26 protein-coding genes are annotated in these 25,527 nt (G+C 71.3%); 15 read left to right on the forward strand and 11 right to left on the reverse strand.

The genetic code is table 11. From position 1 onward, the window contains the following. The first annotated feature begins 592 nt into the window (after positions 1-592). The 4 genes from pstS to pstB all read left to right on the forward strand — a co-directional run bounded on the left by pstS (position 593) and on the right by pstB (position 4,742). A complete protein-coding gene (gene pstS / locus ABZW32_RS26885) occupies positions 593-1,735 on the forward strand; it encodes a phosphate ABC transporter substrate-binding protein PstS (protein ID WP_356220362.1) in 1,143 nt (380 codons plus the stop codon). 128 nt (positions 1,736-1,863) lie between these two features. Further along, positions 1,864-2,853 carry a phosphate ABC transporter permease subunit PstC gene (gene pstC, locus ABZW32_RS26890; protein WP_356220364.1) on the forward strand — a complete coding sequence of 330 codons (990 nt, stop codon included), beginning with the start codon at positions 1,864-1,866 and terminating at the stop codon, positions 2,851-2,853. Next, positions 2,853-3,935 carry a phosphate ABC transporter permease PstA gene (pstA, locus tag ABZW32_RS26895; protein ID WP_356220366.1) on the forward strand — a complete coding sequence of 361 codons (1,083 nt, stop codon included), beginning with the start codon at positions 2,853-2,855 and terminating at the stop codon, positions 3,933-3,935. The genes pstC and pstA overlap by 1 nt, the downstream gene beginning before the upstream one ends. Before the next feature lie 30 nt (positions 3,936-3,965). Next, positions 3,966-4,742, forward strand: a complete 777-nt coding sequence (gene pstB, locus ABZW32_RS26900; protein ID WP_266840607.1) for a phosphate ABC transporter ATP-binding protein PstB — start codon at positions 3,966-3,968, stop codon at positions 4,740-4,742. Between the two features lie 143 nt (positions 4,743-4,885). On the opposite strand, the gene ABZW32_RS26905 is transcribed toward pstB, so the two are convergent. Both ABZW32_RS26905 and ABZW32_RS26910 read right to left on the reverse strand, forming a co-directional pair. Continuing rightward, a complete protein-coding gene (locus tag ABZW32_RS26905; protein ID WP_356220368.1) occupies positions 4,886-5,884 on the reverse strand; it encodes an inorganic phosphate transporter in 999 nt (332 codons plus the stop codon). 5 nt (positions 5,885-5,889) lie between these two features. After that, a complete protein-coding gene (locus ABZW32_RS26910) occupies positions 5,890-6,510 on the reverse strand; it encodes a DUF47 family protein (RefSeq protein WP_030240555.1) in 621 nt (206 codons plus the stop codon). Between the two features lie 196 nt (positions 6,511-6,706). Between ABZW32_RS26910 and ABZW32_RS26915 the strand changes: the two genes are divergently transcribed. Further along, positions 6,707-7,066, forward strand: a complete 360-nt coding sequence (locus tag ABZW32_RS26915) for a metal-sensitive transcriptional regulator (protein WP_356220371.1) — start codon at positions 6,707-6,709, stop codon at positions 7,064-7,066. 90 nt (positions 7,067-7,156) lie between these two features. Here ABZW32_RS26915 and ABZW32_RS26920 read toward each other — a convergent pair whose 3' ends face one another. Together ABZW32_RS26920 and ABZW32_RS26925 are read right to left on the reverse strand one after the other, a co-directional pair. Next, the gene (locus tag ABZW32_RS26920) at positions 7,157-7,309 is read right to left on the reverse strand and encodes a hypothetical protein (protein WP_167456795.1); all 153 of its coding nucleotides are present in this window, start codon (positions 7,307-7,309) and stop codon (positions 7,157-7,159) included. Positions 7,310-7,456: 147 nt separating this feature from the next. After that, positions 7,457-8,269, reverse strand: coding sequence for a hypothetical protein (locus ABZW32_RS26925; RefSeq protein WP_356220373.1), 813 nt, complete (start codon positions 8,267-8,269; stop codon positions 7,457-7,459). A 264-nt stretch (positions 8,270-8,533) separates the two neighbouring features. Between ABZW32_RS26925 and ABZW32_RS26930 the strand changes: the two genes are divergently transcribed. Together ABZW32_RS26930 and ABZW32_RS26935 are read left to right on the forward strand one after the other, a co-directional pair. Then, positions 8,534-8,686 (forward strand): hypothetical protein, encoded by a 153-nt coding sequence (locus ABZW32_RS26930; RefSeq protein WP_356220375.1) that lies wholly within the window; start codon positions 8,534-8,536, stop codon positions 8,684-8,686. Positions 8,687-8,904: 218 nt separating this feature from the next. Beyond that, positions 8,905-9,156: a hypothetical protein gene (locus ABZW32_RS26935; RefSeq protein ID WP_356220377.1), complete on the forward strand. Its 252-nt coding sequence runs from the start codon at positions 8,905-8,907 to the stop codon at positions 9,154-9,156. A gap of 140 nt (positions 9,157-9,296) precedes the next feature. Here the strand turns inward: ABZW32_RS26935 and ABZW32_RS26940 are convergent, their stop codons facing one another. The 5 genes from ABZW32_RS26940 to ABZW32_RS26960 form a co-directional block, all read right to left on the reverse strand. Beyond that, a complete protein-coding gene (locus tag ABZW32_RS26940; RefSeq protein WP_356220379.1) occupies positions 9,297-9,995 on the reverse strand; it encodes a phosphatase PAP2 family protein in 699 nt (232 codons plus the stop codon). A gap of 201 nt (positions 9,996-10,196) precedes the next feature. Next, positions 10,197-11,219 carry a bifunctional lytic transglycosylase/C40 family peptidase gene (locus ABZW32_RS26945; RefSeq protein WP_356220382.1) on the reverse strand — a complete coding sequence of 341 codons (1,023 nt, stop codon included), beginning with the start codon at positions 11,217-11,219 and terminating at the stop codon, positions 10,197-10,199. A gap of 61 nt (positions 11,220-11,280) precedes the next feature. Next, positions 11,281-12,969 (reverse strand): serine/threonine-protein kinase, encoded by a 1,689-nt coding sequence (locus tag ABZW32_RS26950; protein ID WP_356220385.1) that lies wholly within the window; start codon positions 12,967-12,969, stop codon positions 11,281-11,283. A gap of 106 nt (positions 12,970-13,075) precedes the next feature. Beyond that, on the reverse strand, positions 13,076-13,870 hold the full coding sequence (locus ABZW32_RS26955) for a thioesterase family protein (RefSeq protein WP_356220387.1): 795 nt from the start codon (positions 13,868-13,870) through the stop codon (positions 13,076-13,078). Positions 13,871-13,976: 106 nt separating this feature from the next. Further along, on the reverse strand, positions 13,977-14,585 hold the full coding sequence (locus tag ABZW32_RS26960) for a LysE family transporter (RefSeq protein WP_356220390.1): 609 nt from the start codon (positions 14,583-14,585) through the stop codon (positions 13,977-13,979). Positions 14,586-14,697: 112 nt separating this feature from the next. On the opposite strand from ABZW32_RS26960, the gene ABZW32_RS26965 reads away from it, so the two are divergent. Continuing rightward, positions 14,698-15,528: a pentapeptide repeat-containing protein gene (locus tag ABZW32_RS26965; protein WP_356220393.1), complete on the forward strand. Its 831-nt coding sequence runs from the start codon at positions 14,698-14,700 to the stop codon at positions 15,526-15,528. A gap of 241 nt (positions 15,529-15,769) precedes the next feature. Here the strand turns inward: ABZW32_RS26965 and ABZW32_RS26970 are convergent, their stop codons facing one another. Further along, positions 15,770-16,339 (reverse strand): hypothetical protein, encoded by a 570-nt coding sequence (locus tag ABZW32_RS26970; protein ID WP_356220395.1) that lies wholly within the window; start codon positions 16,337-16,339, stop codon positions 15,770-15,772. Positions 16,340-16,716: 377 nt separating this feature from the next. Here ABZW32_RS26970 and ABZW32_RS26975 point away from each other — a divergent pair, with 377 nt between their 5' ends. From ABZW32_RS26975 to ABZW32_RS27000, 6 genes are all read left to right on the forward strand, one after another. After that, entirely contained in the window at positions 16,717-17,025 is a 309-nt protein-coding gene (locus ABZW32_RS26975; protein ID WP_008742356.1) for a hypothetical protein, read from the forward strand. A 102-nt stretch (positions 17,026-17,127) separates the two neighbouring features. After that, the gene (locus ABZW32_RS26980) at positions 17,128-17,952 is read left to right on the forward strand and encodes a hypothetical protein (RefSeq protein ID WP_356220398.1); all 825 of its coding nucleotides are present in this window, start codon (positions 17,128-17,130) and stop codon (positions 17,950-17,952) included. After that, positions 17,942-19,270: a hypothetical protein gene (locus ABZW32_RS26985; protein ID WP_356220400.1), complete on the forward strand. Its 1,329-nt coding sequence runs from the start codon at positions 17,942-17,944 to the stop codon at positions 19,268-19,270. The genes ABZW32_RS26980 and ABZW32_RS26985 overlap by 11 nt, the downstream gene beginning before the upstream one ends. After that, positions 19,267-20,829 carry an SCO6880 family protein gene (locus tag ABZW32_RS26990; protein ID WP_356220402.1) on the forward strand — a complete coding sequence of 521 codons (1,563 nt, stop codon included), beginning with the start codon at positions 19,267-19,269 and terminating at the stop codon, positions 20,827-20,829. Before ABZW32_RS26985 ends, ABZW32_RS26990 begins: the two co-directional genes overlap by 4 nt. Before the next feature lie 20 nt (positions 20,830-20,849). Then, positions 20,850-22,268 carry an ATP-binding protein gene (locus ABZW32_RS26995; protein ID WP_356220405.1) on the forward strand — a complete coding sequence of 473 codons (1,419 nt, stop codon included), beginning with the start codon at positions 20,850-20,852 and terminating at the stop codon, positions 22,266-22,268. Positions 22,269-22,270: 2 nt separating this feature from the next. Then, on the forward strand, positions 22,271-23,941 hold the full coding sequence (locus ABZW32_RS27000; RefSeq protein ID WP_356220407.1) for a type VI secretion protein: 1,671 nt from the start codon (positions 22,271-22,273) through the stop codon (positions 23,939-23,941). A 7-nt stretch (positions 23,942-23,948) separates the two neighbouring features. On the opposite strand, the gene ABZW32_RS27005 is transcribed toward ABZW32_RS27000, so the two are convergent. After that, on the reverse strand, positions 23,949-24,506 hold the full coding sequence (locus ABZW32_RS27005; RefSeq protein WP_356220410.1) for a GNAT family N-acetyltransferase: 558 nt from the start codon (positions 24,504-24,506) through the stop codon (positions 23,949-23,951). Positions 24,507-24,555: 49 nt separating this feature from the next. On the opposite strand from ABZW32_RS27005, the gene ABZW32_RS27010 reads away from it, so the two are divergent. Continuing rightward, a complete protein-coding gene (locus tag ABZW32_RS27010) occupies positions 24,556-25,401 on the forward strand; it encodes a DUF3626 domain-containing protein (RefSeq protein ID WP_356220412.1) in 846 nt (281 codons plus the stop codon). Positions 25,402-25,527 lie beyond the last annotated feature (126 nt).

Here is a 25,527-nt window from a genome sequence, read left to right on the forward strand (position 1 = left end):
CCCTGCGCGCAGGGGCCCCCGCGCACCGCGGGCCCCCGTACCGCGGACCTCCGTACCGCGGGCCCCCATACCCGCGGGCCTCCGCACCCGCGGGCCCCCGTACCCGCGGGCGTCACCGTGCTCCGAACCTCACCGCACCACGAACGTGACCGCAAAGCGTGACCGCACCACGAGCGTGACCGCACCACGAACCTCACCGCACCACGGAGGTCACCGCACGGCGGGCCTCACCGCACGGCGGGCCTCACCGCGCCGCAGGCCTCCGCACCGGTCCCCGCCCCCAGCGGCGGCAACGGCGAATTCCGGCCACCCTGTCGGCGGCCCCGCGAAAGTCACGGCGGGATAACGGGTGGATAACGCCCGATTACGCCCGGGTACAAACCACCCCATCCGCACCGGGCCGTCCGCCATGGTTCACCGTCCGTTCACCAACCCCCGTCGACCGCTTCACCTGTTCTGCCTAATTTCGGTACCGCACGGTGCGAGCCGCCGGGAAAACCAAGGCGCCCGCACCACACGACCCCGTAGTCCTCTTCGCACGCCGCCCCGATCCAGAAAGCGGCCGGCGGCTCCTCGGAAGGAACACCCGAAAGTGAAGCTTCAGCGCAAGAACCGGCTTCGTGCCTCCGCCCTCGGGGCCCTCGTCGTGTCCGGCGCCCTGGTCCTCACGGCGTGCGGCTCGGACGACAACACCAAGACCGACGCCGGTGGCAACACCCCGAAGGCCTCCGCCCCGGCCCCGGGCGACGTCAAGTGCGACGGCGCCAAGGGCAAGCTCCTCGCCTCCGGCTCCTCCGCGCAGAAGAACGCGGTCGACCTGTGGGTGAAGAACTACATGGCCGCCTGCTCCGGTGTCGAGGTCAACTACAAGTCCTCCTCCTCCGGTGAGGGCATCGTGGCCTTCAACCAGGGCACCGTCGGCTTCGCCGGCTCGGACTCCGCGCTGAAGCCCGACGCCGTCGAGGAGTCGAAGAAGGTCTGCACCGGCGGTCAGGGCATCGACCTGCCGATGGTCGGCGGCCCGATCGCGCTCGGCTTCAACGTCGCCGGCGTGGACAAGCTGAACCTCGACGCCGCCACGATCGCCAACATCTTCAACGACAAGATCAAGAAGTGGGACGACGAGGCGATCAAGAAGCTGAACCCCGGCGTCACGCTTCCCTCCACCGCGATCCAGGCGTTCCACCGCTCCGAGGACTCGGGCACCACCGAGAACCTGGGCAAGTACCTCAAGGCCGCCGCCCCCGACGCCTGGACGTACGAGGCCGCCAAGAAGTGGCCGGCCCCCGGTGGCCAGGCCGCCTCCGGCTCCGCCGGTGTCGCCTCGCAGGTCAAGGCCGTTGACGGCGCGATCGGCTACTTCGAGCTCTCCTACGCCAGCTCGCAGAACATCAAGACCGTCGACATCAACACCGGCGCGGCCGCCCCGGTGAAGGCCTCCTCCGAGAGCGCCTCCAAGGCCATCGCCGCCGCCAAGATCGCCGGCACCGGCTCCGACCTGGCCCTGAAGCTCGACTACACCACCAAGGCCGACGGTGCGTACCCGATCGTCCTGGTCACGTACGAGGTCGTCTGCGACAAGGGCAACAAGGCCGAGACCCTGCCGACCGTGAAGTCCTTCCTGAACTACACCGCCTCGGACGCGGGCCAGAAGGTCCTCTCCGACAACGGCTACGCGCCGATCCCGGCCGAGATCATCACCAAGGTCCGCGAGGCCATCAACTCGCTGTCCTGAACCACTGAGCCTCAGGGCCCGGGCCGATCCCGTCCGATCGGCCCGGCCCGGAGGACCCTCCCCTCCACCCAGGGGATCCGGTGCACCGCCGCCAGGGGGCATTGCCCCCCACCCAGACCGGAAAGACCATGGCTTCCACCACACCCACGCAGATAGACCAGGCTCCGCCGGTCACCAAGAGCGGAAGGTCCACCGGCCGCGCCGGTGACAAGATCTTCGCGGGGCTCTCCAAGGGCTCCGGCATCCTGCTCCTGGTGATCATGGCGTCGATCGCCGGTTTCCTCACCTACCGCGCCTCGATCGCCCTGTCGAAGAACGAGGGGAACTTCCTCACCACCTTCGACTGGAACGCGTCGGCGAACCCTCCCGTCTTCGGCATCGCCGTCCTGCTCTTCGGCACCGTCGTCAGCTCGATCATCGCGATGGCCATCGCGGTTCCGATCGCCGTCGGCATCGCCCTGTTCATCTCGCACTACGCGCCGCGCAAGCTGGCCGCCCCCATCGCGTACGTGGTCGACCTGCTGGCCGCCGTGCCGTCGATCATCTACGGCATCTGGGGCGCCCTCTTCCTGGTGCCGCAGCTGAACGGGCTGAACCTCTGGCTCGACGAGTACCTCGGCTGGACCTACGTCTTCGACAAGACCCAGGTCGGCGTCGCCCGCTCGCTCTTCACCGTCGGCATCCTGCTCGCGATCATGATCCTGCCGATCGTGACCAGCGTCAGCCGCGAGGTCTTCCTCCAGGTCCCGCGCATGAACGAGGAGGCCGCCCTGGCCCTCGGCGCGACCCGCTGGGAGGTCATCCGCATGTCGGTGCTGCCCTTCGGCCGCTCCGGCGTCATCTCCGCCTCGATGCTCGGCCTCGGCCGCGCCCTCGGCGAGACCATGGCCGTCGCCACGGTCCTCTCCCCGAGCTTCCTGATCTCCGGCCACATCCTCGACCCGGGCGGCGGCACGTTCGCGCAGAACATCGCCGCGAAGTTCGACGAGGCCAACGAGTTCGGCCGCGACGCGCTGATCGCCTCCGGCCTGGTGCTCTTCCTGCTCACCCTGCTGGTCAACGGCGCAGCCCGGCTGATCATCGCCCGACGCAAGGACTTCTCGGGGGCGAACGCCTGATGAGCCACGCACTCCAGGACCAGCGGCCGGCACCGGCCCACAAGTCCGCCGCTCCCGCCCGCCTGACCCGCGGCGGCCTGCCCCGCTGGGCCCCGGCCGGCATCGCGGCCCTCTCGATCGCCCTCGGCTGCGGCATCGGTGCCGTCGCCGGCCTCGAAAGCAAGGTCCAGTGGGGCCTGATCGCCTCGATCCTGTTCGTCGTGATCACGTACACCGCCAGCGCGGTGGTCGAGAACCGCCGCCAGGCCAAGGACCGGATCGCGACCTCCCTCGTGTGGGTCTCGTTCGTCCTCGCGGTCATCCCGCTGCTCTCGCTGATCTGGATCACCGTCAGCCGGGGTCTGAAGGCGTTCAGCGCCGACTTCCTCACGCACTCGATGAACGGCGTCACCAGCTTCGAGCCGGGCGGCGGCGTCTACCACGCGCTGCTCGGCACCATCGAGCAGGTCGCCCTGGCCGCCCTGATCGCCGCGCCGATCGGCCTGCTGACCGCCGTCTACCTGGTGGAGTACGGCAAGGGCAAGCTCGCCAAGGCCGTGACCTTCTTCGTCGACGTCATGACCGGCATCCCCTCCATCGTCGCGGGCCTGTTCATCCTGACGACCTGGAACCTGGCGCTCGGCTTCGGCCCCTCCGGCTTCGCCGGCGCGATGGCTCTGTCGATCCTGATGATGCCCGTCGTGGTCCGCTCCACCGAGGAGATGCTCAAGCTCGTCCCGAACGAGCTGCGCGAGGCCGCCCTGGCCCTCGGTGTACCGAAGTGGCGCGTGATCCTCAAGGTCGTGCTCCCCACCGCCATCGGCGGCATCGCCACCGGCCTCATGCTGGCCGTCGCCCGCATCGCCGGCGAGACCGCCCCGATCATGCTGCTGGTCTTCGGTACCCAGCTGATCAACGGCAACCCCTTCGAAGGTGCCCAGTCCTCGCTCCCCCTCTACATCTGGGAGCAGTACAAGGTCGGCAGTGACGCCTCCTACGACCGGGCCTGGGCCGCAGCGCTCGTCCTGATCGCCTTCGTCATGATCCTCAATCTGGTGGCCCGCGGCATCGCCCGCTGGAAGGCCCCGAAGACCGGTCGCTGACGCGACCCCCTGAAAGCGAAGTGACCCCTCATGGCGAAGCGAATCGACGTCAGCGGACTGTCCGCCTTCTACGGCACCCACAAGGCCATCGATGACATCTCGATGACCGTGGAGCCGCGCTCCGTGACCGCCTTCATCGGCCCCTCCGGCTGCGGCAAGTCCACCTTCCTGCGCACCCTGAACCGCATGCACGAGGTCACCCCCGGTGGCCGCGTCGAGGGCAAGGTGCTGCTGGACGACGAGAACCTCTACGGCACCGGCGTGGACCCCGTCGCGGTCCGCCGCACGGTCGGCATGGTCTTCCAGCGCCCGAACCCGTTCCCCACCATGTCGATCTTCGACAACGTGGCGGCGGGCCTGCGCCTGAACGGCCGCTACAAGAAGTCCGAGCTGACCGACATCGTGGAGAAGTCCCTCCAGGGCGCCAACCTCTGGAACGAGGTCAAGGACCGCCTGAACAAGCCGGGCTCCGGCCTCTCCGGCGGTCAGCAGCAGCGTCTGTGCATCGCCCGCGCCATCGCGGTCGAGCCCCAGGTCCTGCTGATGGACGAGCCCTGCTCGGCCCTGGACCCGATCTCCACCCTCGCGATCGAGGACCTGATCGGCGAGCTGAAGGAGCGCTTCACGATCGTCATCGTGACGCACAACATGCAGCAGGCCGCCCGCGTCTCGGACCGCACCGCCTTCTTCAACCTGGCCGCCGTCGGCCAGCCGGGCAAGCTGATCGAGATCGACGACACGGACCGGATCTTCTCCAACCCGTCCGTCCAGGCGACCGAGGACTACATCTCCGGCCGCTTCGGCTAGACCGGACCAGACCTCACGCGGCTCCGCCGCGTGACCCGTACGTCCTGCGGTGCTGCATGGCGGTGCCACCGCAAGGCGAAAGAAAAGGGCCGGCTCCCCCTGGGTGGGGGGAGCCGGCCCGCTTTCGTACCCGCGCGCCGCGACTACAGCAGGGCGAGGTCCACGATCCAGAAGCTGAGCGCCGCCACCAGGGCGGCGGCCGGCATGGTGATGAACCAGCCCAGGATGATGTTCTTGGCCACGCCCCAGCGGACCGCGTTGACGCGCTTGGTCGCGCCCACGCCCATGATCGCCGAGGTGATCACGTGGGTCGTGGAGATCGGCGCGTGGAAGAGGAAGGCCGAGCCGAACATGATCGAGGCACCGGTGGTCTCCGCCGCGAAGCCCTGCGGCGGGTCCAGCTCGATGATCTTGCGGCCGAGGGTGCGCATGATGCGCCAGCCGCCCGCGTAGGTGCCCAGCGACAGCATCACGGCGCAGACGACCTTGACCCAGATCGGGATCGGCGCGCCCGCGCTCTGCACATCGGCGATGACCAGGGCCATCACCACGATGCCCATCGTCTTCTGGGCGTCCTGGAGGCCGTGGCCCAGCGCCATGCCGGCCGCCGACACCGTCTGCGCTATGCGGAAGCCCCGCTTGGCCTTGTGCGGGTTGGCCCGGCGGAACATCCACAGGATGGCGACCATGACCAGGTAACCGACGACGAGGCCGACCACGGGCGAGACGAACATCGGGATGACGACCTTGTCGATCACCCCGGACCAGATGACCTCGGTCCCGCCGGCCAGGGCCGCGCCCACCATCCCGCCGAACAGCGCGTGCGAGGAGGACGAGGGCAGGCCGAAGTACCAGGTGATCAGGTTCCAGACGATCGCGCCGACCAGCGCGGAGAAGAGGATCCACATGCCCCGGTTGCCGTGGGGCGTCTCGATCAGGCCCTCACTGACCGTCTTGGCCACGCCACTGCCCAGGAAGGCACCGGCGAGGTTCATCACCGCGGCCATCGCCAGCGCCGCGCGCGGCGTCAGGGCCCGCGTCGAGACGGAGGTGGCGATCGCGTTCGCCGAGTCGTGGAAGCCGTTCGTATAGGTGAAGCCGAGCGCGACACCGATGGTCACGATCAGAGCAAAGGTGTCCACGTGGTTCAGGACTCCTTGACCGCGATGGTCTCCACCGTGTTCGCGACGTGCTCGAACGCGTCGGCGGCCTCTTCGAGCACATCGACGATCTGCTTCAGCTTCAGCACCTCGATGGCGTCGTACTTGCCGTTGAAGAGCTGGGCGAGCAGCTTGCGGTGGATCTGGTCCGCCTGGTTCTCCAGCCGGTTGACCTCGATCCAGTACTCGGTGAGGTTGTCCATGGTCCGCAGGTGCGGCATGGCCTCCGCGGTCAGCTCGGCCGCCCGCGCCAGCACCTCGATCTGCTGCTCGACGCCCTTGGGGAGCTCCTCCACGTTGTAGAGGACGACCAGGTCGACGGCCTCCTCCATGAAGTCCATGATGTCGTCGAGGCTCGACGCGAGGTTGTAGATGTCCTCACGGTCGAACGGGGTGATGAAGGAGGAGTTCAGCTGGTGGAAGATCGCGTGCGTCGCGTCGTCCCCCGCGTGCTCCGCCGCCCGCATCCGCTCCGCGATCTCGGCCCGGGCGGAGGGATCCGCTCCGAGCAGTTCCATCAGGAGCTTGGAGCCCGTGACGATGTTGTCCGCGGATGCGGCGAACATGTCGTAGAAGCTCGTCTCCCTGGGGGTCAGACGAAATCGCACGTGAGGTCCTCGGGATGCATTGGATTCGGTCAGGCTGATGCTAGGCGTATCCCCCGGCCACGGCTAACCGGCGCGGTTCCCCAGTGTCCTCCATCGGGCACAGTGGGCGAGATGGACCCCTGTCCCTCGGACAGGGGCGAAGTACCCTATACCCATGAGGGGTATGCACCCCTCATTCCGGACCACGGGAGGACCCATGACGACCATCGAGGTGGAGGGCTCCGGAGCCGAGACGGGCACCGCCCCCGGCACCCTGACCCACGAGGGCGGAGCCGTCCACGGCTACCACCACCAGAAGGACGAGCACCTCAAGCGGCTGCGCCGCATCGAGGGCCAGATCCGCGGCCTCCAGCGGCTCGTCGACGAGGACGTCTACTGCATCGACATACTCACGCAGGTCTCGGCGAGCACGAAGGCCCTCCAGTCCTTCGCCCTCCAGCTGCTGGAGGAGCACCTGCGCCACTGCGTCGCGGACGCGGCCGTCAAGGGCGGCACCGAGATCGACGCGAAGGTGGAAGAGGCCACGAAGGCCATCGCCCGCCTCCTGCGCACCTGACCCCCGGCGGCGGCGCCGCACCCGCGGCTCCGCCGGGCTCCGGGGACCGGGGCCGGGTATGGGGCCGGGTATGGGGCCGGGTATGGGGGACTAGAGACAGATACCCATCAGAACCTCGTCGATCCGGTCCTGACTCAGTCGTTCCTCCACGGCCGTCGAGGCCGCGATGATCAGCTCACCGCACAGCTCGATCTCGGCGAGTGCCACGTGGTCCTGCACCGTCGTACCGCCCGCGGGAGTCACGCGTGTCACCTCTCTCTGCCGCCCTCGCCCGTCGGCGCTCGGCTTCCCAGCGTAGGGACCGCACGTCGTGCCGCACATGACACGGATGGACCATTTCCGGATAGCGGGGTCATGGCCCGGACGCACGGTCCGGGCCCGCCGGACCGGCTAGTCGGCGATCTTCCCGTCATAAATGTCCCCGCTTGCGGGCAATACGACGGTCACCGGCGTACCGAACCCGTACAGCAGCGTGGTCGAGGAGACATCGATCACGCCATTCTTGACGTACGTGAAACGGTGCCTGACCTGCCGCAGGCGCCCCTCCTCGTCCAGGTAGGCGTCGAAGGGCACGCTGTCCTTGCCGAACCCTTTCGCCGCCGCCTCCAAGGCTCCCTTGACCCCCGGCGAGGCGCTCTGCGCCGCCCGCCCGATGTCCGTCGTACCCCGGTAGTGCCGCACCTTGGTGCCCGACACCTCGGTGAGGCCGACGTACGTCACCTCCCGCGCGCCGCGCAGCAGCTCGGCGGCGGCCAGCGGATCGGTGGCCCCGCCCGTGACGAGGTTCCCGTCGGAGAGCGCGGACGTGTCGAGCCGGACCCACTTGTCGTCGGGCACCCCGGCGCCCCGGTTCTTCATGTAGAGCGCGCCGGGGACGAGCAGCTCGGTGATGGGCCGGTGCTCGGGCTTGCCGGTCACGTCGGCGGGGAGCATCACCAGCAGCTGCCCCATCCGCTTCCTGAAGTCGACGCCGCCCTCGCCGCGGATGGTGACCCGGGTGCCGCCGGTGGCCATCTCCATGGCCGTACGGGCCCGGGCGCTGCCGGTGGCCACGAGCGCGTCGGCGGCCCCGCGGACGGCCGCGCCGGGATCCCCCGGCGGCCGGTCGTCGCCGGCCGCGGCCGCGGTTCCGGTTCCCGTACCGCTCGCGGCCCCGCATCCGCCGAGGGCGGCGACGGTCACCGCCACGCAGACCGCGAGCACCGCCCCACCCGCACGCCTTCGCCGCCGCCTGTGCTGGTGCACCACCATCGCCTGCCAACCCCCAACGCGTGACCGCTGTTTGCCCGAGGCCCCCACCCGCTCCGGTTAACGAGGTCCAGGGTTTCCCGTCACGGCCGGGCACTGGCCGAGACCCGTACCGGGCACGGTTCGACCGGGTACCGTGGGAACGTGGATCCGCACACCCAGGCGACTGAGGTCCCTCCGTTTACCGCTGCGCCGGCTCCGCGTCACCCCGTGGACCGCGTGGACTCCGTGCAGCCGACCCCCGGCCACATCACCAGCACCGCGGAACGCGGTTCCTTCTGCCTGGCCGTCTGCAGCTGCGGCTGGACCGGCCCGGCCCGCCGCTCCCGCGACCTGGCCCGCAGGGACGCCACCCGGCACAGCGCGGAGTAGACCCGGGCGGGGTGGGGCGCCGGGCCCGACGTCGCGCGGGCGCCCCGCGTCGGGGTGTCTGGCGTCCGGGTGTCTCGCGTCTCCGGGTGTCTGGCGTCTCCGGGTGTGTAGTGCTCTCCGGGTGTCTCGCGTCTCCGCGTATGTCGTGCTCTCCGGGTGTGTCGCCCGTTCGGACTGCCCGGGTGGCCGGGTGGCCCGGGACCGGCTGCCCTGGAGTCATGCCAGGAACCGCACCCCGCCTCGCGGCCCTCCTCTGGGCCCTGCTGATCGCGCTCACCCCGGCCGCGGCGGCCTGGGCCCGCCCCGTGGGCACGGCGGACGGCCCGGGGGACGTGGCGCTGGCGATCGGGGTCACCACCGCCGCGGCCGTGGCCACCGGGCTGTGGCTGCGGTCCCGCTACCGCCGTGACGACCCGGAGGATTCCGGCGCGGGCCGCGGGAACGGGGGCGCCGGGGACGGCGACCGGTGAGTCCCCGCCCCCGCCCCCGGCCGGCCGCGGTGCGGCTGTGCTTCGGGGCGGCGGTCCTGTGCCTGCTGGCCGCGGTCCTGCTCGCGCTGTGGAACGCGTACGCGGGCTGACCGCGCCCGCTTCCGCCGCCGCTGCCCCCGCTACGCGGCGAGGTCGCTCTCGGCCGGCCGCTGCGCGAGCTCCACCGGCCGCGCCACGACCCGTTCCCCGGCCCGGACGAGCCGCCCCGCCCGCGGCGCGCGCGCGAGCGCCCGTACCAGCGGGGTCAGCGCGGCCATGGCGAGGGGCGCGAGGAGCAGCACGACGGCGGTGCCGAGCGCGAACCCGCCGATGACGTCGGTCGGGTAGTGCACGCCGAGGTAGACCCGGCACAGTCCCTCGGCGAGCGCGAGCCCGATGCCGACGAGCCCGAGCCGGCGGTTGGCCAGGAACACCCCGACGCCGAGGGCCATCATCAGGGTGGCGTGGCCGCTGACGAAGGAGTAACCGGCTCCCGGCCCGCCGGTCATCCCGCCGAGCACCTCCAGCCCCTCGTGCTGGACGAAGGGCCTCGGGCGCGCGACGAACCCGCGCAGCGGAACGTTCACGAGCAGGGCGATGGCGGCGGCGAGCGGTGCCCAGACGAGCGCGGCGAAGGAATCGGCGGCCGTCGTCTCGTCCTGCCGCCGGGCCCCGCGCCAACACCACAGCACCAGCAGGACCATGGCCAGCGGCAGCCCGTACCCGCCGACGAGCGCGACGCCCCGGTCGAACCAGCCCGGGGCGTGCCGGGCCAGGGCGTTGATCTCGTACAGCAGGCTGACATCCACATTCGGCCCACCTGTTGTGAGTCCAGCCATGCGACGCGGCCCCTTGCTTGCCTAGGTCCCCTGTGGGCGCACGCCGGTGTGCGCCCCTCCAAACCCCCCGCCGATCAAGTCTCGTGCTCATGGAACGCCCGTTCTGGCAGGTACGTTCCACTCTCCACCGAATGATCACTCCAACGTTATCCAAGAGTGATTCGTCGTCGCAGCTCAAGGCCTGCGGTTCACGGAGTGTCGCTAGGCCGCCGGAGTGGCCGCCGCCCGCTCCGGAAGGGCCGCGGCCCCGTCCTTGGTCACCCGCGTGGCACCGAAGTAGTCGGGAGTGTCGATCTTGTCGAAGCGGATGACCGCGCCGGTGTACGGGGCGTTGATCATGTACCCGCCGCCCACGTACATGCCGACGTGCCGGATCTCGCGAGAGTTCGTCAGATCGTCGGAGAAGAACACGAGATCACCGGGCAGCAGTTCGGCCCGCGAGGGGTGCGAACCGGCGTTGTACTGGTCGTTGGCCACGCGCGGCAGCTCGATCCCCACGGTCTCGTACGCCGCCTTGGTCAACCCGGAACAGTCGAACCGCCCGTTCTGATCGGGCGTCCCGTTGCCACCCCACAGATAGGGCGTCCCGAGCTGCTTCTGCGCGAAGTAGATGGCCCCGGCGGCCTGCTGCGACGGCGCCACCCGGCCGACGGGCCGGGCGAAGCTCTTCGCCAGATCGGTGATCGACTTCACGTACCCCTCGGTCTCCTTGTACGGGGGCACCCCGCCGTACTTGATGACCGCGTACGCGCCCGCGTTGTAGGCGGCGAACATGTTGGACGTGGCGTCACCGGGAACCCCGGCGACGTCCTTGGCCAGTTGGCAGTCGTACGAGGCCGCCGACGGGATCGCGTCATTGGGATCCCAGATGTCCCGGTCGCCGTCGCCGTCACCGTCGATACCGTGGCCGGCCCAGGTTCCGGGGATGAACTGTGCGATCCCCCGCGCGTCGGCCGGGCTGACGGCCCTCGGGTCCCACCCGCTCTCGGAGTACAGCTGCGCGGCGAGCAGCGCGGGCGTGAGCGCCGGGCACAGGGCGCCCCACTTCTGCACCAGGTCCTGGTACTTCGCGGGCACGGCACCCTTCGCCAGCCCCAGCGGCCGGCCGCCGCCCGCCGCCCCCGAAAGCCCCGCCGCGGCCGAGTACGTACCCACAACGATGATCACGAGGAAGCCCAGACAGAGCCCGAACCCGATTCCGCCAGCCATCCAGAATCTGCGCATCCGTCAACACTCCCCCATCCCCGTCACTTTCATGGGTGATTCGCTCGTGTCGCCGATACGACTACCCCACTCGGAAGCCCGAGCAGTTGATGCTCGTGTACTTCGTCGGGTCATCCTCGACGTGATAGAAGACCAGCGTCCAGTCCCCCGGGTCGTTGGCGAGGGGCACGCCGGGGTACGTCCTGCCCCCCACGTGCTCCGCGAAATCCTCCGGGTACCTGAGGGTCAGGAACTCCCCCGAAGGCCACTTGCCGTAGATGTCGACCGGCTTGCTCGTGAAACCGACGCTCTTGTTGTCCACCTTGAAGGGCATGCCCGTCTCCGGGTCCGTGTCGTGCGGGGAGCGGACGGCCACGGACACGTAGTACGGCTCGGGCCTGGTCTGGCTCATGTCCCCGTACTTGATCCGCATCTCGATCGCCACGGACTTCCCGGAAACCGCGGTACTCGTCTGCATGTCCGCGCCGGGCGCCTTCTGCTCCGCGGGCTGGTTGCACTGCCCCTGCCCGTGGGCGGCCAGGTCGGGGTCGGTCGAAGGCTTCCAGAAGTAGTGCGAGATCTGGTTGCCCTCGATGTACTGGGCCGGGGGCTTGACGGTTCCCTTGGACGCGGCGGGCGTGGCCGCGCCGCTGCCCGCGGAGGCCGCCGGGCTCTGTGGCGCGGACGTGGACGCACCTGCCGCTCCCCCGCTCCGGCCCCCGCCCTCCCGGCCCCCGGTCCCGTCGAGCGGGAGCAGCCTCCAGGCCGCCAGGGAAAGCGCGACGAGCACGGCCGTGCCTCCGGCCGCCCACAGCCCGACACGTCGGCCGGCCTTGCGGGCCGGCACCGCCGGCCCGACCGACTGCGTGGGGACGTAGGGGTACCCGGGCCCCTGCGTCCGCATCTCGTGCAACGGCACGGGCTCGCCGAGCGCCCCCAGCGCCATGTACACCGGGTCGTCCACCAGGGCGTCCCGCACGTCGCAGCGCCGGATCAGCTCCGCCGGATCCGGGCGCGCGGCGGGATCCTTCGCCACACAGGCCTCGATCAGCGCAGCCAGTCCCGGCTCCACACCGGCCACGTCGACCGGCTCGTGCACCGCGCGGTAGCCCACGGTCGACGCCACCCCGGTGCCGAACGGCGGGCGCCCGGTGGCCGCGTACGCCAGCGTCGCGCCCAGGGCGAAGACGTCAGCCGCCGCTCCCGTCTCTCCGCCCAGCAGCACCTCGGGAGCCGTGTACCCGGGGGTCCCCGGTGCCTGGCCGTCCTGGGTGAGGGCGGTCGCGCCGACCCCGCGCGCGATGCCGAAGTCGATGAGCTGGGGCCCCTGCGCCCCCAGGATGACGTTCTGCGGCTTGAGGTCCCGGTGCGTGACCCCGTACGCGTGCACGCTCGCCAGGCCCTCGGCCAGTGCCGCGCCCAGGCGCCGGCAGGTCTGCGGGGGCAACGCACCCCGCGCGCCGATCGCGTGGCCGAGCGTCGGGCCCGCCACGTACTCGGTGGCCAGCCAGAACGGCGGCGCCGCCAGCGAGGCGTCGATCAGGTTCGCCGTGTACGCGGAGCGCACCGCGCGGACCGTCTCCGCCTCCCGGCGGAACCGGGCGAGCGCCTCGGGATGCCCGGTGATCTCGTCACGGATGACCTTGACGGCCACCAGCCGCCCGCCGGGCGACCGCCCGAGGTACACCTGCCCCATCCCGCCCGCCCCGAGGCGGGCCAGCAGCGCGTGCGCGCCGACGTACGCGGGGTCGGTCTCTCTGAGCGCCTCCATCCGACCGAGATTGCCACACCGACTCCCGTGCGCAGAAGCCGGGTTGGCACTCGGACCGGGATGCGCCGACCCGAGCCCGGCCCGCAACGGCCCGGTGGGGTCGAGGTCAGCGCTCCGCCACGAACAGGCTCTGCGCGCCCCGCCCGATCGGCCCCTTCTCGTCGTGCAGCCGGGCGTCGGCCAGGCCGATCCCCGCCGCGTCCACGCTGGTCCGCGACTCCACGCAGACCCACTCCCCCACCGGGTGCCGGTGCACGTGCACGGTGAGGTCGCCGTTGACGAACACGAACCGGCCGAAGTCCATCACCGCGCTGATGCCGTTGCCCGAATCGGCGGCCACCAGCACCCGGTCCAGCGGCCGGACCGCCTCCCCCGCCACCAGCGGCACCCGCATCCGCATCCAGCAGGTCCCCGGCCCCGGCTCGGTGAAGGCCCCGTCGGTGAAGCGGGCCTCCACCGAGGAGTGGTAGCCCGTCTCCCACGGCACCGGGAAGAACGGCGACGCCACCGCCTCCCCCGGAGTCGGCACCACCGCCCCCGGGACCACCGCGGGCACCGGCTCCCCGGCCACCCTGATCCGCAGTGCCCGCGCCAGCATCACCGGGCCGGAGGCGCCCTCGGGCGTCAGGGCCGCCTCGACCAGCTCGGTGTTGCGGCCCGCCCGCAGCACGCTCGTGGTGATCTCCAGGGCGCCGATCGGCACCGGCCGCAGGATCTCGTACGTGACGCGCGCGATCCGCATGTCCTCCCGGGCGCCCGCCCGCTCGTCGATCTCCCGCGCCAGCAGCGCGGCCGGCGGCCCGGCGTGCTGCGCGCCCGCGTCCCACGGCCCGCGCGTGGCCTCGCCCGCCACGAACCGCCCCGCACCGATCCGCTCGTAGAACCCGTCCTCAGCGTCCATGCCGCTGCACGCTACCCACAGGTAACCCCGGGGCACCAGCCCCGCGCCCGCCCGGCGCCCGCTCAGCGCCCGCTCGGCGTTCGCCCGGCATGCGCCCGGCGTTCGCTCAGCGCGCGAAGCCCAGCCCCACCCCCAGCCCCACCAGCACCGACCCGATCGCCCGGTTCAGTGCCTTCTGCGCCTTCAGCATCCGGTCGCGCAGCCGCGAGTCCGAGAAGAACAGCGCCACCGCCCCGAACCACACCAGGTGCGCGGCCGACATGAACAGCCCGTATCCCACCTGCTGCCACGCCGACGTCCCCGGATCGACCACCTGCGTGAACGTCGACACCACGAACAACGTCGTCTTCGGATTCAGCACGTTCGTCAGGAACCCGGACCGCAGCGCACCCAGCGGACTCAGCCCCGGCTTCGACTCGAGGTCCACGGTCAGCGTGTCCGGCGCCCGGAAGGTACGGATCCCGATCCACACCAGGTACGCGGCACCCGCCAGCTTGATGGCCGTGAACAGGGCGGTCGACGAGGCGATCAGCAGCCCGACGCCCAGCATCGTGTACGAGACGTGCACCAGCACGCCGGCCGCGACCCCGGCCGCCGCAAACAGCCCGGTGGGCCGGCCGTACAGGTAGCTGTTCCTGACCACCATGGCGAAGTCCGCGCCCGGACTGATCACCGCGAGCAGGGTGATGACGGCAACTGCGATCACTTCTGTCATGTACAGATGCTCACCGCCACCGCCCCGCGGATCAAGGCACTCCGGCCACGAACCGGCCGCCCCGCCCGACTCCCCGGCACGCCGCGCCCTCCCCTGCGGTGACAATGGAGGGGTGTCCGCCACCCCCCGCCCCGCGCACCCCCCGCTCCCCGTCCTGCAGGCCGACTGCGGCAACTGCTTCGCGCTGTGCTGCGTCGCCCTGCCCTTCGCCAAGTCCAACGACTTCGCCGTGAACAAGTCCGCCGGGACCCCCTGCGCGAACCTCCGGCAGGACTTCCGCTGCGGCATCCACACCCGGCTGCGCGACCAGGGCTTCCAGGGCTGCACCGTGTTCGACTGCTTCGGCGCGGGCCAGCAGGTCTCCCAGGTCACCTTCGGCGGCCGCGACTGGCGCGCACACCCCGGGACCCGGACCGAGATGTTCGAGGTCTTCCCCGTCATGCGGCAGCTGCACGAGCTGCTCTTCTACGTCGCCGAAGCGCTCGCCCTCCCCGCCGCGGCCCCCGTCCACCCGGACCTGCGCACGGCCCTGGCCCGGACCGAGGCCCTCACCCGGGCCGACGCCGAGGAGCTGACCGGCCTCGACGTAGGCAGCCTGCGCCAGGACATCAACCCCCTCCTCCTCAAGGCGAGCGAGCTGGTGCGCGCCAAGGCCCCGGGCCGCCGCAAGAACCACCGCGGGGCCGACCTGATGGGCGCCCGCCTCGCGGGAGCCGACCTGCGCGGCGCCAACCTGCGCGGCGCCTACCTGATCGCCGCCGACCTCGGCCGCGCCGACCTGCGCACCGCCGACCTGATCGGCGCCGACTTCCGCGACACGAACCTCCGCGGAGCCGACCTGCGCGACGCCCTCTTCCTGACCCAGGCCCAGCTGAACGCCGCCCGGGGCGACGCCGCCACCCGCATCCCCCCGTCCCTCACCCGCCCGTCCCACTGGCAGTAGACCGGCCGACCCGGCGCAGCGGCCGACGCCCGGAACCGCACCCGACGCCGCGCCCGGCTCCCGCCGTGCGCGCGTGCGCCCCTCGCGCTCCCGCCCGCCCTTGCCCCCGTACGGTGAGCGACCCAACCGGAAGCCGACACTCCACTACGCCTCCGCCCAGCCCAGCGACGCCCAGCGACACCGAACGGCGCCGCGCCCGGCCCCGACTCCGGTCACGGCGCCGCCCCCGGGACGGCCGGCGTCAGTAGGGCCGGACCACCGCCGTCCAGCCCAGCGTGCAGACCAACGCCGTCGTGCACGAGTTCTCGTAGATGTCCCCGCCCGTGGTGAGCACCTTCACGTACACCCGCGGACCGCCCACCCGCACCGACACCCCGCACGCGTCGCGCGGGAAGCCCGGCGTCCTGGCCCGCGTCAGGTCCTGCCAGTAGTAGGGGGCCGTCGGCGTGGCCCTCGCCCCGAGGTACGCCCTCCCCCGGCTCAGCACGGCACTGAACTCCGAGGTCCCCGGCCCCGAAGCGGTGTCGACGTCCGCACACGGCCCGTGCGGCCCGGCCGGACCCCGTTCACCCCTCGGACCCCGGTCGCCCTTCGGCCCCTTGGGCCCGCGCGGCCCGGTACACCCCCCGCCCCTGAAGGCCCGGTCGTCGTCCTTCCCGCACCCGTGCCCGTACTCGTACTCGTACCCGTACTCAGGCCCGGCCTCCGCGGCCACCGCCTGCACCGGTACGGCCACCAGCCCGCACAGCAACGCCACGGCCACCCCGGCGGCCAGCCGGGCCCTGCGGCCCGGCTCCATCGCGGAACCCATCAGGCTCCTCCTCACATCGTCACGTCGTCACGGCCAACGACCGCGAGCCTCCCCCCAACCCGCCGCAAAGATGGAAAGACTGACGGAATGTCGGACAAATATCAGCGGGACGGCCCAACGACACGCGCCCCACTGCGCCGAACGGCCGCCCCTCACCCGGCCCCGCGCACGCCGGGCGGACAATCATTGCCCGGGGTCACCCACCGTGATACACAGAGTGACCAGGTCAGGGCGCGCGGGAGGGGCGCACGCCAGGAGATCGGGTAAAGAGAGCCGCCAAGTCGACGACGGCGGCGGTTTCATCAGCGAAGATAGTGCGTGACCCCTGCCGTCGGGCACGGGCTACCGGAACTACCCATACAGGGGCGGTGAGTTACATGATCCTGGCAGCCGAAAAGGGCGACATCACCACCATCATCGGCGGAATCGCCCCGAACTGGGGGCCGTTCGGCAGTCTCGGCAACGAAGCGAAGGTCATGATCGAAGTGGTCATGGCCGTAGCGATCCTCCTCTGCCTCGGCATCGCCATCTGGGGCGCGGCCAAGCAGCGCATCGGCGCGACCGCACTGCGCGACACCTTCAGCGCGGAACAGGGCAAGGGCCTGATCGTGGCCGGCCTCACCGGAGTCTTCATCATCGGCTCCCTCGGCACCCTCTTCACGATCGTCTACGGAATGGCCGTCTAGCCGAACCGGCGCGGCCGGCCGCACCCTGATGACGAATCACCACACCGCGCCTGAGCGGGAACGAGCGCTACCGTCGTACGACGCGGAGGGGGCGGACACGCAATGAGCAACGACGACCATTACGGCGGCGGCGACGTCGGCGGCACGGGCCAGACCCGCACCCGCCTCCCCGACTCCCCCTCCGACCCCTACGGCACCCCCCGCCGCACCCCCCGCGCCTCCCGCGGCCTGGTGACGGTGGTCGGCGTCGTGGTCCTGCTCGTCGCCGCCATCGCGTTCGCGAACCAGTCCTCGGACTCCCCGGGCGGCAACGCCTCCTCGGACAAACCCCCGACCACCACGTCCACGGCCCCGACGGGCACGTCCCCGGTCACCACCAAGACCGCGGGCATCCCCAAGGGCTTCGCCCACGACGAACAGGGCGCGCAGTCGGCGGCGGCGAACTACGCCACCGTGATGGGCTCCGACGGCATGTTCAAAAAGGACGCCCGGCACGCGATCACCGACTCCGTGTACACGCCCGAGGCGGCAAACCGACTCAAGGGGCCCCAGGACTCCGCGTACTCGACGGCGTTCCTCTCCAAGCTCGGGCTCGACGCCAACGGCAACCCGCCGCAGGGGAACACTTTCATCAGCCGCACCGTGCCCGTCGGCACCCGCGTGGACAGCTACTCGGCGACCACGGCGAAGATCTCGGTCTGGGCGACGGGCCTGATCGGCATGTCCGGCGAGAAGTCCACCGACCCGGTCCGCACCACCTGGAAGACCTGGACCTTCGAGCTCGCCTGGTCCGGTGAGGACTGGAAGGTCACGGCCGACAGCCAGCAGGACGGCCCGGCCCCGGTCCCCGGCGACGTCGCCGCCTCATCCGCCGACGACATCAGCAAGGCCACCAAGGAGTTCGGAGGGTTCACCTATGCCCGCTAGCCTCCGGCTCCGGACGGCCGGAGTCATCGCGTCCGCCCACCTGGCCGTCGCAGCACTTGCCACCCGCTCCTACGCCGCGCCCAGCCCGCCGGTTTCCCCGTCGCCAAGCCCCTCGGCGACAACACGGGCCAATGAGGACTGCAAGCTCCTCATCGGGTCGGCCAAGGACTACTGCGAGAAGGGCGACGGCGCCTCGGGCGGCTCCAAGCCCGGACTGAGCAACGACCCCACCGACGCCCTCAACCCCCTCGCCTCCCTGGCCAAGGGCTGCGCCGACGCCGCCGCCTGGATCGTCAACAAGCTCAGCGAAGCCGTCAAAAGCACCGCCAACGTTGACTTCACCAACCCCGCCTTCCTCAAGCAGTACGCCGTCGTCTTCGCCGCCTCCACCATCCTCACCCTCGTCCTCTGGCTCCTCGCCGTGGCCAAGCGCGCCGTCCGCGGCGTCCCCCTCACCACCGCCCTCTCCGAAGCCATCGGCTTCCTCTGGCTCACGGTCCTCGCCTCCGCCTTCACCCCCCTGATCCTCTACACCGTCGTCTCCGCCACCGACGGCGTCACCGAGGTCATCGCCTCCGCCACCGGCAGCCAGACCGACGTCTTCTTCGGCTCCTTCTCCGAAGCCCTCAAGAAGGGCAGCGACATCGGCGGCGGCCCGATCATGCTGATCGTCGTCGCCCTCGTCACCGTCCTCGCCGCCGGAGTGCTCTGGCTGGAGCTCGTCATCCGCGCCGCCCTGCTCTACGTCGGCGCCCTCCTCGGCACCGTCGTCTACGCCGGACTCGTCGACCGCAACATGTGGGGCCACGTCCGCCGCTGGGCCGGCATCATGATCGCCGTCATCCTCGTCAAGCCGGTCATCGTCATCGTCCTCGGCCTCGCCGGAGCCCTCGCCGGCGAGAAGGGCCCCGACGCCTTCTCCGCCGTCGTCTCCGGCCTCGCCATCATCCTCCTGGCGATCTTCGCCTCCGCGATGATCTACCGCTTCGTCCCCGGCTTCGGCGACGAGATCGCCTCCGCCCGCAGCAACCGCTCCAAGGCCACCGACGGCGCCCAGGCCGCCGCCGTCATCAGCTCCCCGGCCTCCCTCGTCTCCCAGGGCATCAAGACCCACAGCAGCCGCGGCGGTGGCGCCCACCGCGCCTCCGGCGGCTCCACCGGAGGCGACGCCAACCAGATCTCCGGAGGCATGGCCGCCCACAGCAGTCGCGGCTCCGGCAGCGGGTCCGGCGGCGGAACCGTCCCCTCCGCCGCACCCCCGCCCCGCACTGGCTCGAGTACGAGGAACTCAGGAAACACAGGAGGTGACGGGCGTTGACGACCCAGTCCCACCAGCTCCACCCGATCGCGCCCCGCCGCACGTATCTCATCGGCCGCGCCAGGCCGAACGCGATCGTCGGCAAGAACCGCGAAACCGGCGAGATCGCCCTGATCATCGTCGGCGCGTTCTTCGGCATGATGAGCGGACTGCTCGTCCCCGACCTCACCCTGCGCATCGTGAGCCTCGCCGGCTTCCCCATGCTCGCCCTCGCCGCCGTGTACGTCCCCTACAAGGGCCGCACCTTCTACCGGTGGTTCGAGATCAGCCGCAGCTACAAGCGCACCCTGCGCCGCGGCACCACCTACCGCTCCGCCGTCATGGAATCCGGCACCCGCGCCGCCGACGGCCGCGAGGTCGAGGTCGGCCCGCCCCCCGGCATCGGCCGCATCAACTGGCTCGCCGCCCCCTTCGGCCCCGACGAGATCGCCGTACTCCTCCACGCCGACCGCCGCACCGTCACCGCCGCCATCGAGATCGAGGGCCCCGGCGTCGGCCTGCGCGACAGCGAGGACCAGGAAGCCCTCGTCGACCGCTTCGGCACCCTCCTCAAGCACGTCGCCAACGGCGACGGCTTCGTCACCCGCCTCCAGATGCTCGCCCGCACCCTCCCCGCCGACCCCGACGCCCACGCCAAGGACGTCGCCCAGCGCGGAGACACCCTGGCCCCCGGCTGGCTGCGCGACTCCTACGACCAGCTCCAGTCGATGGTCTCCACCTCCTCCGAGCAGCACCGCGCCTACCTCGTCGCCTGCATGCACTTCACCCGCGACCTGGCCGCCGAAGCCGTCGCCATCGCCCGCGCCTCGACCCCCCACAAGGGCCGCAAGCTCGACCGCGACGCCGGCCTCGCCATCGTCATGGCCCGCGAGCTCACCGACATCTGCGCCCGCCTCGCCGAGGCCGACATCCGCGTCCGCCAACCCCTCGGCCAGGGCCGCCTCTCCTCCCTCGTGCACTCCATGTACGACCCGGACCACCCCATCGACCACATCCAGGCCATGACCAAGCGCAACGCCTGGCCCGCCGAACTCGACGCCGTCGAACCGACCTACCTCCAGGCCAAGACCCGCGAGTCCTCCACCCGCGCCCCCTGGTGCCACGCCACCGCGTGGGTCAAGGAATGGCCTATGACCCCGGTCGGCGTGAACTTCCTCGCCCCCCTCCTCGTCCACACCCCCGACGTCATCCGCACGGTCGCCGTCACCATGGACCTGGAACCCACCGAAGTCGCCATCGAGCGGATGCTCACCGAGAAGACCAACGACGAGGCCGACGCGAGCCGCGCCGCCAAGATGAACCGCACCGTCGACCCGCGCGACATCGCCGCCCACGGCCGGCTCGACCAGAGGGGTGAAGATCTGGCCAGCGGCGCTGCCGGAGTCAACCTCGTCGGGTACATCACGGTGTCCTCGCGTTCACCGGAAGCCCTCGCCCGCGACAAGCGCACCATCCGCGCCTCCGCAGGCAAGTCCTACCTGAAACTCGAATGGTGCGACCGCGAGCACCACCGCGCCTTCGTCAACACCTTGCCGTTCGCCACCGGCATCCGACGCTAGCTGGAGGGAACGGCCGCCCCATGCGAGATCCCATGTCCGCCCTGACGGACGCCTTCACCAGCTTCCTCTTCGGCAAGGTCGAAACCACCCGCCTGCCCGTCCGTACCTCCACCGGCCAGGCGCAGGCCGTCTACCTGCCCACCGCCGCCCCCGGACTCGGCGACTCCGGCGTCATCATCGGCCGCGAGGTCTACAGCGGCAAGGGCTACATCTACGACCCCTTCCAGCTCTACGGCCAGCAACTCCCGGCCCCCCACTGGCTGGTCCTCGGCGAATCCGGCAACGGCAAGTCGGCGCTCGAAAAGACGTACGTCCTGCGCCAGCTCCGCTTCCGCGACCGCCAGGTCGTCGTCCTCGACGCCCAGGGCGAGGACGGCGTGGGCGAGTGGAACCTGATCGCCCAGCAGCTGGGGATAACCCCCATCCGCCTGGACCCCATCGCCGCCAACGACGACGGGATCCGCCTCAACCCCCTCGACCCGGCGATCACGACGACCGGCCAGCTCGCGCTGCTCCGGACCATCATCGAAGTCGCCATGGGCCACGGCCTCGACGAACGCTCCGGCTTCGCCCTCAAGGTCGCCCACGCCTACGTCGTGGACAGCATCCGGGACCGCCAGCCCGTCCTGACCGACATCGTGGAACAACTGCGCCACCCCGAAGCCGAATCCGCCCTCGCCATGAACGTCGACATAGACGACGTCCGGGCCTGGGGCCTCGACGTGGCCCTCGTCATCGACCGCCTCGTCGACGGCGACCTGCGCGGCATGTTCGACGGCCCCACCACCGTCGGCATCGACCTCGACGCGCCCCTGATCGTCTTCGACCTCTCCCACATCGACCGCAACTCCATCGCCATGCCCATCCTCATGGCGATCGTCGGCGTGTGGCTGGAACACACCTGGATCCGCCCGGACCGGAAAAAACGGATCTTCCTGGTCGAAGAGGCCTGGCACATCATCAACAGCCCCTTCGTCGCCCAGCTGTTCCAGCGCCTCCTCAAGTTCGGCCGCCGCCTCGGCCTGTCCTTCGTCGCCGTCGTCCACCACCTCTCGGACGTCGTCGACGGCGCCGCCGCACGCGAAGCCGCGGCCATCCTCAAGATGGCCTCGACCCGCACCATCTACGCCCAGAAGGCCGACGAGGCCCGCGCCACCGGCCGGGTCCTCGGCCTCCCCCGATGGGCGGTGGAGATCATCCCCACCCTCACCCCCGGCATCGCCGTCTGGGACGTCAACGGCAACGTCCAGGTCGTCAAACACCTGATCACCGAAACCGAACGCCCCCTCGTCTACACCGACCGCGCGATGACCGAGTCCTCCACCCCCCAGCAGCTCCCCGAGGACCTGCTGGCCGCCGAACTCGAAGCGGAGGAACGCGCCCTGTACATCGAGCGCCAGCGGGGCGCCGGCCCCGGCTCGGCCGCCACGGTGGCCTGACCGTGCCCGACCCCAGACGTACGGAGCCCCCGGCGCGAGCCGGCGGCATCCCCGACGGAGTCCTGGTCGGCCTCCTGGCCTTCCTCCTCGGCCTCGCCGTCCTGGTCTGGTCGGCCACCGGCCTGGCCGCCCTCTTCTCGAAGGGCGCCTGGCCGTCCACGGTCACCTTCACCCGCACCCCGGGGGCCGTCCGCGCCCTGATAGCGCAACCCCACGACATCGCGGCGGCCTGGCCCGACACCGCCCCGGCGGCGCTGTCCGGGTGGGGCCTGTTCTGGGGCCTGTTCATCAGCCAGCTGCTCGTGATGCTGGTCCTCACGATCTTCACCCTGGGCGTGGTCGCCCGCACCAAGGCCCGCCGCCACAACCCGGCCCCCACCACAGCAGCACCCCCGCACCCCGACCTCAAGACCCAGGCCCAGGCCCAGGCCCCGATCCCGATCCCGGCTCCGGATCCACTCGCGGCTCACACCCCGGCTCCGGCCCAAGCCCACACCCCGATCCACACCCCGACCCACGCTCCAGCGCCGGCCCAGGCCCCGGCACCGATCGCGACTCCGGATCCGTTCCCGGCCCAGGAGCCCGCACCCATCCCCGTGCCCGAGGCCGGCGTCCCACCGACCCGGCCCCGCCCCGCCCCCGTCGACGAGGCCTACCGCTACGGCTTCGGCTACGCCCCGAAGCCCGCGGCCCCGGCACCGGCACCGACCGGCCACCTCACCGCACCCACCACACCCACCTCACCCACCCCGCACACCACCCCCGCCCGCCTCACCTACGCCACCCCCGCGGAACGCCACCGCCTCGCCGCGCAGGCCATCGCTTCCGCCGAGGGCGCCGTCCTCGTCGTCACCTCGTCCCCCGCCCTCTGGTCGGATACCAAGGACGCACGGGCGAAACTCGGACCGGTCCTGCTCTACGACCCCTCGCACCTGTGCGACACCCCGGCCCGCATGCACTGGAACCCCGCAGAAGGCTGCGCCGACCGCGACACCGCCGCCGCACGCGCGATCGCCCTGCTGGCCCCCGTACGCCCCCAGGCCCGCCTGGACGCGGCCGTCGCAGACACCGCCGAGACCCTCCTGCGCAGCTGGCTCCAGGCGGCCGCCCTCGACGAGCGCCCCTTCAAGCAGCTGCACCGCTGGGCCCAGGGCAACTCCGCCCAGGACCCCGTCCGCATCCTGCGCACCCACCTCCAGGCCGCCCCCGGAGCCGCCGGCGAACTCGAAAGCGCCCTCACCGGGCACCCCGAACGCCGTGAACAGGCCCAGTACCTCACCGCCCGGGCCCTGTCCTGCCTGACCTCGATCCACATCCGCGAGGCCTGCACCCCGAACCGCACGGATGCCCTCACCCTCGCATCGTTCCTCGCCGAAGGGGGCAGCCTGTACGTGGTGGGCGAACCCCTCGAAGACCCCCGGACCCGCCCGGGTGCGATGCCCCTGCTGACCGCACTCGCCTCCAGCGTGGTCGAGCACGGCCGGCGCGTGGCCGTACGGTCATCCGCCGGTCGGCTCGACCCACCACTGACCCTGGTCCTGGAGGACGTCGCGGCCGTGGCGCCCGTACCCCAGCTCCCGGAACTGCTGACGGACGAGACGCTCCCGCTCCTCGCCCTGTGCCGCAGCCGCGAACAGGCCCGGGCCCACTGGCCCCGGGCCGACCTCCCCTGAACCGCCGCTACGCCGGCCGCGCGACCCCGTACTCCAGCTCCCGCGCCCCGGAGTCCCCGGGCACCGGCACGGTCAGCCCGCTCGCCTCGAACCCGTAGCGCCGGTAGAACGCCCCGGCCCGCGCGTTCTCCTCGTGCACGAAGAGCCGTACGCGGGCCAGCTCGGGCCCCTCCAACGACCAGGCCCACTCCAGCGCGGCCGTGAACAGGGCCTCGGTCAGCCCGGTCCCGCGCTGCTCCTCCCGTACGAAGACCCCCACCAGATGCCCCTGCGAGGCCTCGACGGGGTTCCCGAAGAAGTCGGCCGTCCCGCCCTCCTCGACCAGCACGGTGACGGAGCCGTCCCATCGCCCGTCGGCCGCCTCGGCGACGAACTGCCGGGCCGCCCGCCCGCTCGCCGCCCCCGCGACCCGCCCCTGCCAGTACTCGTCGGGCCGGGCCCGCGCGTCCTCCAGCGTGTCCAGGAAGGCCACCGGAGCCGCCGGATCCCGCAATGCGGAGATCCTCAGCTCCTTGGCCTTCTCCCACTCATCGGCCCGCACCGTACGTATCGCATGCTGTGTCATGGCCGGATCCTAACCACCCACCCCCACAGGGCTGTTGCAGACTGCACCCATGCACCAGCCACACCCCGAACCCCACACCCGCGCGATCGCGCACGTCACCGCGCTCGCCTCGGGCCCCGCCCTGGACCCGAGGCTCACGGTCACCCTGAACTTCCACCCGGACCGTTCCCTGAACGACCGTCCGGTGCTCACGGCCCTGGCCGAAGACGGCGTGTACCGCTCCCAGTTCGTCACGGGCACCAGCAACGGCGGACTCACCGCCCATCCCGGCGGAGCGCGCTGGCAGTGGGAGAGCCGCATATTCGGCGGCGCCTACGACGCCGCGCCGGCCGAGGCCCGCCCGGTGTACGGCGCCCTCAACTTCCGCCACTCCGCGGCCGGCGCCGCCCCCCGCTTCGGCTCGGCCCACTTCCGCCTCGCCCCGGAAACCCTCTCCCGGACCACCTTCTGCTACCCGGACAGCTATCTGGAGCCGGAATCGTTCGGGGTCGCCACCCGCATGTCCCTGATCGCCTTGGCCGAAGCCGACGACCAGGACGCCCTGGACGACTACGTCGAAGCCCAGGTACACACCCCGGTCCGGCTGGACCGCGACGTCTCCGCCCTCGTACTGGACCCCAGTTACCGCGACACCGAGATCGAGGCGGCAGCGGCGGCCCTCCCCTGCCCCACGGAATGGCATCCGGGCTTCCGCCTGACCGTCACGGAACTACGGCGGCACCCCGACTACCGCGGCCAGGAATTCGTCGACCTCGGCGAATCCATCGCGGTGGCCGGCGTCCTGACCCCCCGCATCCTCGGCGAGGCGGCCCGTACCGGCGACCACGACGAGCAGGCCCTGAAGCGCGTCTGGCACTACCTGGCCCGCTTCGGCCTCTGCCAAAACTCAAACTGAACCTGAAACTGAACCTGATAACCGGCCCGTAAACGCAGAAAAGCCCCGCACCATAAGGTGCGGGGCTTTCCCACAATGATTGTTCGGCGGCGTCCTACTCTCCCACAGGGTCCCCCCTGCAGTACC

The organism is Streptomyces sp. NPDC004667 (assembly GCF_040609475.1).
Taxonomy (GTDB): domain Bacteria; phylum Actinomycetota; class Actinomycetes; order Streptomycetales; family Streptomycetaceae; genus Streptomyces.

Bases quoted from the DNA above. Each gene is read 5' to 3' on its own strand.
- ABZW32_RS26995 (WP_356220405.1), top strand. From the start codon at position 20,850: ATGCGAGATCCCATGTCCGCCCTGACGGACGCCTTCACCAGCTTCCTC.
- pstA (WP_356220366.1), top strand. From the start codon at position 2,853: ATGAGCCACGCACTCCAGGACCAGCGGCCGGCACCGGCCCACAAGTCC.
- ABZW32_RS26935 (WP_356220377.1), top strand. From the start codon at position 8,905: ATGCCAGGAACCGCACCCCGCCTCGCGGCCCTCCTCTGGGCCCTGCTG.
- pstC (WP_356220364.1), top strand. From the start codon at position 1,864: ATGGCTTCCACCACACCCACGCAGATAGACCAGGCTCCGCCGGTCACC.
- ABZW32_RS26985 (WP_356220400.1), top strand. From the start codon at position 17,942: ATGCCCGCTAGCCTCCGGCTCCGGACGGCCGGAGTCATCGCGTCCGCC.
- pstB (WP_266840607.1), top strand. From the start codon at position 3,966: ATGGCGAAGCGAATCGACGTCAGCGGACTGTCCGCCTTCTACGGCACC.
- ABZW32_RS26945 (WP_356220382.1), bottom strand. From the start codon at position 11,219: ATGCGCAGATTCTGGATGGCTGGCGGAATCGGGTTCGGGCTCTGTCTG.
- ABZW32_RS26940 (WP_356220379.1), bottom strand. From the start codon at position 9,995: ATGGCTGGACTCACAACAGGTGGGCCGAATGTGGATGTCAGCCTGCTG.
- ABZW32_RS26955 (WP_356220387.1), bottom strand. From the start codon at position 13,870: ATGGACGCTGAGGACGGGTTCTACGAGCGGATCGGTGCGGGGCGGTTC.
- ABZW32_RS26975 (WP_008742356.1), top strand. From the start codon at position 16,717: ATGATCCTGGCAGCCGAAAAGGGCGACATCACCACCATCATCGGCGGA.
- ABZW32_RS26960 (WP_356220390.1), bottom strand. From the start codon at position 14,585: ATGACAGAAGTGATCGCAGTTGCCGTCATCACCCTGCTCGCGGTGATC.
- ABZW32_RS27010 (WP_356220412.1), top strand. From the start codon at position 24,556: ATGCACCAGCCACACCCCGAACCCCACACCCGCGCGATCGCGCACGTC.
- ABZW32_RS27005 (WP_356220410.1), bottom strand. From the start codon at position 24,506: ATGACACAGCATGCGATACGTACGGTGCGGGCCGATGAGTGGGAGAAG.
- ABZW32_RS26980 (WP_356220398.1), top strand. From the start codon at position 17,128: ATGAGCAACGACGACCATTACGGCGGCGGCGACGTCGGCGGCACGGGC.
- ABZW32_RS26950 (WP_356220385.1), bottom strand. From the start codon at position 12,969: ATGGAGGCGCTCAGAGAGACCGACCCCGCGTACGTCGGCGCGCACGCG.
- ABZW32_RS26970 (WP_356220395.1), bottom strand. From the start codon at position 16,339: ATGGGTTCCGCGATGGAGCCGGGCCGCAGGGCCCGGCTGGCCGCCGGG.
- ABZW32_RS26915 (WP_356220371.1), top strand. From the start codon at position 6,707: ATGACGACCATCGAGGTGGAGGGCTCCGGAGCCGAGACGGGCACCGCC.